The sequence below is a fragment of the Microvirga sp. Mcv34 genome, assembly GCF_024519725.1.
In the GTDB taxonomy this organism is placed as follows: Bacteria; Pseudomonadota; Alphaproteobacteria; order Rhizobiales; family Beijerinckiaceae; genus Microvirga.
Genome location: NZ_JALJRK010000156.1, coordinates 1 through 5,424, shown reverse-complemented (window position 1 = coordinate 5,424; position 5,424 = coordinate 1). Strand labels below are relative to the sequence as shown.

Genomic DNA, 5,424 nt, shown 5'->3' with positions numbered 1-5,424 from the left:
CCCACGAGGTCGGGCACGGGCTTTACGAGCAGGGCGTCGACCCGGCCTATACCCGCACTACGCTGGCGACCGATCTTGTGGGGCTCTATGCGGTCGGCGGCACCAGCTTCGGCGCCCATGAATCGCAGTCGCGGCTGTGGGAGAACCACATCGTCCGCAGCCGCACCTTCTGGCAGCTGCACTTCCCCGAGCTGCAGGGACACTTTCCCGATCAGCTAGGCGATGTGAGCGCGGAGGAGTTCTATCGCGCGGTGACCCGCGTCGAACCCGGCTTCATCCGCGTCGAGGCGGACGAGCTCACCTACGACTTCCACATCATGCTCCGGGCGGACATCGAATGCGCCCTCATGGACGGCTCGCTTCCGGTCGCCGATCTGCCTGGCGCCTGGAACGCGGCGATCAAGCGCGATCTCGATCTCGTGGTGCCGTACGACGCCAAGGGCGTCCTGCAGGACGTGCATTGGTCGACGGGCTATATCGGTTCCTTCCCGACCTACACGGTCGGCAACGTCATGGGCGCGCAGGTGATGGAGACCCTGCGCCGGCAGAAGCCGTCCCTCGATGCTGCCATCCAGGCAGGCGAGTATTCGGCCCTGGCTGAAGAGCTGCGCACCCGAATCTGGCAGCACGGTCGCCGCTTCCAGCGAGACGAGCTGCTGCAGCGCGAAACCGGACGCGGCCTCGATCCGGCGCCGTACCTGGCCTATCTGCGGGGCAAATACGCGGCGTAGACAAACCTAGATCGTATGAACCAAGCCGCAGCAGAGAGGTCCGCTGCGGCTTTTTCAATGCTCGACTTGATCTGCCGTATGGCCTGCGCGCCAATAGGCGACGACTTGGTGCTCCGAGGTCGAAAGCTTCCACTCCTTGCGGAGGATCCGCTTCAGGCAACGACAGCTTTTCTGTTCGCATCCGGCCCAGATGAAGCGGCGTGCCGCGCTCGACGGGATGGCGATCCCACGGATGGCTTCCTCGAGCAGGGACGTCGTCCCGGCCGGAGCGCCGTTGCGGTGCATCCAGCGGATGTCCAGGGCCGCGGATGAGCGCAGCAGCTGTTCCTCGCTCGCATCGGCCACTTCGAGCAGGACGGTAGCCCGGCATTCCGCCGGGAGCTCCGCGAGAATCCGGCTGATGGCGGGAAGCGCGGTTTCGTCGCCGGCGAGAAGATACCAATCCGCATCCGGAAGCTCGCCACCCGCCGGTCCCATGGCTCCCATGATGTCTCCCGGACAGGCTCTCCGAGCCCAGGTCGAGCCGGGTGTCTCGTCGCCATCGTGCAGGACGAAATCGATGTCGATCTCGCCGCGCTCCACGTCGATCTTTCGGATCGTATAGATACGCATGACCGGCCGATCCTCGCCCTTGGGCCAGACGGGCCGCCCGTCTTCGCCCGTCACCGGCCATTGCGGAACTGCGCTTGCCCTGGGAGGAAACAGGAGCCGCACATGCATGCCGCCGGTGGCGAAGCGGGCGAGGTCTGGACCCTTCAGACGCACACGGCGCATCCGCGGCGTCACGTTGGCGGCGCTGACGACCCGCATCTCGCGGAAATAGGGCAAAGGCGACCCGGTCGCACCGTCACCGGTCCAGGAGATGCGGGGTGTCTCGCCCTCCGCGAAGCCGAGGATGTGCTCGGCGAGGCTCCACTTAACGTAGGCGAGACCTGTCGCGTCGGTTCCTTCGGCCAGGATATGAAGGCTGTCGTCGTCCGCTTCGACGGATGCGCTGCCGTAGATGAAGTCGATGCGGGCCGAACGTTCCGAACGGTTCATCCGCCCGTGTTCGACGAAGTAGTCGCAGAGCCTGTCCATGACCAGGGCGGGACCGGCAAGGGTCACCTTCGCCTCGGCGCGAAGGAGGGATGCTGTTATCGTCTGGTCCATGACGAGGGCGCTCCGCTTATCGATTACGACGCAGGAGCCAGATCAGATACGGTCCGCCGATGAGCGAAGCGAAAAGACCCAGCGGAAGTTGGTAGGGAAACGTGACGATCCGCGAGAGCCAGTCGGCTCCGGTTATCAGCCCAGCGCCGATCAGGATTGCGGCCGTGAGTTGCAGATGGACCCGGCTGAAGCCCAGGAGTCGCGCCATATGCGGAGCGACGAGCCCGACGAAGCTCAACGGGCCGACCATGAGCGACGCCGCGGCCGTGAGCCCCGCCGCGAACAGAATCAGCGTCATGCGGCTCACATGGAGCGGCAGGCCGACGGCGCGAGCCTGATCAGGGCCCAGGGTGAGGATCTCGAGCCAGCGGGTGGTGAGCGGCAGAAAGCTCAGCAGGATGAAAGCCGCCACCAGAGCCATCGCGGCCTCGGTCCAGGTCACCTGACCCGTCGAGCCGCTGATCCAGGCCAGGAGCTGGAAGGCACGGACATCGCCGGTGATCATGACGGCATTGACCAGGGCGCTGCAGAAGGCTCCGACGGCCAGGCCTCCGAGCAGCAGGCGCTCGGCGTTCTTCGCCTGCCGCCCGGCTACCCAGAGCAATACCGTCAGGGCCACCAGGACGCCGGTGGCGGCGCCGATCAACCTTGCGCTCATGGTCGGCGCGGGCATCGTGAAGAGAACGACCGCCAGTCCGACACCGGCGCCGGCACTGATGCCGAGCACTTCCGGGCTCGCGAGGGGATTGCCCGTCATCCGCTGCAGGATCATGCCGGCTGCGGCCAGCATGGCCCCGGCGGCAGCCGCTGCCGCGATGCGCGGTGCGCGGAATGGAAGGAGGTCCTGCAGAAGCCCTCCCGTCGCCAGGTTCCAGCCGTCAGGCCCGCGCCCGACGAGGAGCGCCAGGGCGATCAGGCCCAGGACGAGGATGAGGATCGCAAGCAGAGGCAGCAGCGGCCTTCTGATCCGCCGCGCCGGTGAGGGCGGAGTGAAGCTGGACATGTGCGCCGCGAGCCGAAGGCGCGGGAGCAGAGTGAGGAGCAGTGGTCCTCCAAGCAGGGCCGTGGCGGCTCCCGTCGGCACCATCTCGGCCGACCCGCCGGCGGCAAGCTGCACGAGGCCGTCCGTGAGCCACAGGATCGTCGCGCCGACGAGCGGTGCCGTCAGGAGGATGTCGCGCGGCGTCCGCGCTCCACACAGGCGGGCGAGGGCCGGGGCTGCGAGTCCGACGAAGCCGATGACGCCGATTTCCGCCGTAACGGTGGTCGCCAGCCACACGGCGACGGTGAGTGACAGGAGGCGCAGGAAAATGAGGTTGACGCCAAGGCCGCGCGCACTCGCGTCGTCGAGACCGAGGATCGCCAGGGGACGGATCAGCAGGAAGGCTGCGGCGAGGCCGATCGACAGCGTGAGTGCAATCGCCTGAGCATGGTCCCAGCCCTGCTGCGTGAGCGAGCCGCTGCCCCAGATGAGCAGGGACATCATGTATTCGCCGTTCGCAAGGATCAGCGTTGCGCTCGACGCCATGGCGATCAGCGAGATTACCATGCCGGCGAGCACGACCGTGATCGGCTCGAGACCGCGCTTCCAGGTGAGCGCCAGCAGAAGGGCGACGACGGCCAATCCTCCGCCCAGCGCGACGGTATCGCGGGTGGTTTCCATCCATGCGGGCGCGAACAGGGTGGCGGCCGTCATGGCGAATTGCGCGCCTGCCGAGATGCCGAGGGTCGAAGGATCTGCGATGGGGTTGCGCAGCACCTGTTGCAACAGGGCGCCGGAGAGACCGAGCGCGGCGCCAGCCAGCAATGCCACCGCCGCGCGGGGCAGGACGCTGTTGACGAGGAGAATGCGGTTGAGGTCGAAGCCCTGACTGCTCGCCCAGGGCAGCAGGTTCAGGATCTGGTACCAGCACAGGCCCATGGCAATGGTTGCCGCGAAGAGCCACGAGAGCACGGGTGCCCTTCCCGTCATCGCCCTAACCATGCCCGACCACGAGCTTCGACATTGCGTCGCTCAAAACGCGCGCGAAACGCCGCGCAGCAGGCAGTGCCCCGAATGGATTGACGGGGGGCAGAGTCACGACCCGTCCTTCGTGCACGGCTGGAAAGGCTTTCCACAAGGGGCTGCTGTCGAGTGTGCCTCGTGCATCCGGAGGAACCGGGGACACGATGGCGATGGTCGCCTCCGGCACCGCTGCGAGGGTTTCGAGCGGCATGGGCGCTGCCGCCGCATAGCTGGTCGGCTTGGGCCATGCGTTCACGAAGCCGAGGCGCTGAAGCACGTCGCCGAACATGCTGTCGGGGCCGAAGACCCGGACGTGGCGCGCGTCGCCGAGATTGATCAGGAACACGGGACGCGTCCTGTCTGCGCGGCCTTGCCCTGCCAGGGCGATCTCGCGGAACGTGGCATGCACATAGGCTTCCGCCTGCGGCTTGCGTCCGAGATGTCCACCAAGCGCCAATGTCGCGCGTTCGGCCGCCGCGTAGGGAGGATGGCCCGGTTCGTGAACCGAATGGGATACGACGGGAGCGATCCGCTCCAGATTGTCGTGCACCCATGTGTACCAGCCCGAGCTGACGATCAGATCGGGATTGGCGAGGCGCAGCATCTCGAGATTCGGCGAGCCGCGCAGTCCGAGATCGGCCACATGCGGCGGCACGCTTGGCTCGATGGCGATCTTCCGGAACTGCACAAGCTCGGTTGCTGCGACAGGCACGACCTCCAGTGCAAGCAGAGTCTCAAGCATGGCCCAGTCGAGGACCGCAATTCGACGGAATGTCTCTGCCTGGCTTTTGCCTGCGATGAGAGAACCGATCCCGGCTCCCAGGAGCCTGCGCCGGGTTAGGGCGAATTCGGGTCGTGCGGATTCGGGGTCCATGCGCGGTATCGGTGTGCCCTCGGAGATTTTTGATGGATATATTCTAATGATTACATGAGTAATACTTGAGGAATGAGGCGTGTGGCCAAGGGTGCATGTCCCAGTTCCCCAGTCTGCCGCTTCTTGCGCGATGCTCTGACTTCATCGTGTGTTCGGGGCGGGTTGATGGACCGGGAAGGAGGTCGCGTCAACATTTTTTGTGTTGAAAAGCTGTCTATATCAGTAGCTTAGAACCATTCAAAAGAATTGTGCCTTGTCACGAGGGAGCGGCTCGATCCCCGCGGTATGCCTCAAACCTCCGTCTCGTGGTGGGTAGTGAGGAGCCTTCATCGGCCGCTTCTATTCGCTTTTGTATCTGCGCTATTCGGCGGTGATAAACTCAGTTTATAGTGATTATAAAGAGTGTATCTGCTGATTATAATGATTTAAAACTGCAGTTTAGAGTAATTTAAAAATATAATTCTTGATTCAACTTTACGGGAACAATAGGGGAGGCGGAGCGGCAATCCGGTGATTGCGCATGCAGGTGAGGTCAGACGGCCTCCCTGCGATCGAAAGCCTTGGGGGCATCCAATGAAGCGTCGTTCTGCGTTGAAGATGGGAGTGAGGACGGATTCAAACAGTCGTCGCAACACCCTGAAGGAGGAGGTTGCGATGAGCAT

The 5,424-nt window shown here is 64.5% G+C and carries 3 protein-coding genes and 1 pseudogene; 1 reads left to right on the top strand and 3 read right to left on the bottom strand.

Annotated elements, in window-relative coordinates; genetic code table 11:
- Window positions 1-731, top strand: a pseudogene (locus OC446_RS29090) (carboxypeptidase M32); the annotation flags it as partial.
- Window positions 732-785: 54 nt separating this feature from the next.
- Here OC446_RS29090 and OC446_RS29085 read toward each other — a convergent pair.
- The 3 genes from OC446_RS29085 to OC446_RS29075 are packed head-to-tail and all read right to left on the bottom strand — an operon-like array spanning window position 786 to window position 4,762.
- Complete coding sequence (locus OC446_RS29085; RefSeq protein WP_262032400.1) at window positions 786-1,883, bottom strand: siderophore-interacting protein; 1,098 nt, start codon at window positions 1,881-1,883, stop codon at window positions 786-788.
- 16 nt (window positions 1,884-1,899) lie between these two features.
- Window positions 1,900-3,855 carry a Fe(3+)-hydroxamate ABC transporter permease FhuB gene (gene fhuB, locus OC446_RS29080; RefSeq protein WP_262032399.1) on the bottom strand — a complete coding sequence of 652 codons (1,956 nt, stop codon included), beginning with the start codon at window positions 3,853-3,855 and terminating at the stop codon, window positions 1,900-1,902.
- Window positions 3,856-3,859: 4 nt separating this feature from the next.
- Window positions 3,860-4,762: an ABC transporter substrate-binding protein gene (locus OC446_RS29075; RefSeq protein WP_262032398.1), complete on the bottom strand. Its 903-nt coding sequence runs from the start codon at window positions 4,760-4,762 to the stop codon at window positions 3,860-3,862.
- Window positions 4,763-5,424 lie beyond the last annotated feature (662 nt).

Coding starts and splice junctions, on each gene's coding strand:
- OC446_RS29085 (WP_262032400.1), bottom strand. CDS start 1,883: ATGGACCAGACGATAACAGCATCCCTCCTTCGCGCCGAGGCGAAGGTG.
- fhuB (WP_262032399.1), bottom strand. CDS start 3,855: ATGACGGGAAGGGCACCCGTGCTCTCGTGGCTCTTCGCGGCAACCATT.
- OC446_RS29075 (WP_262032398.1), bottom strand. CDS start 4,762: ATGGACCCCGAATCCGCACGACCCGAATTCGCCCTAACCCGGCGCAGG.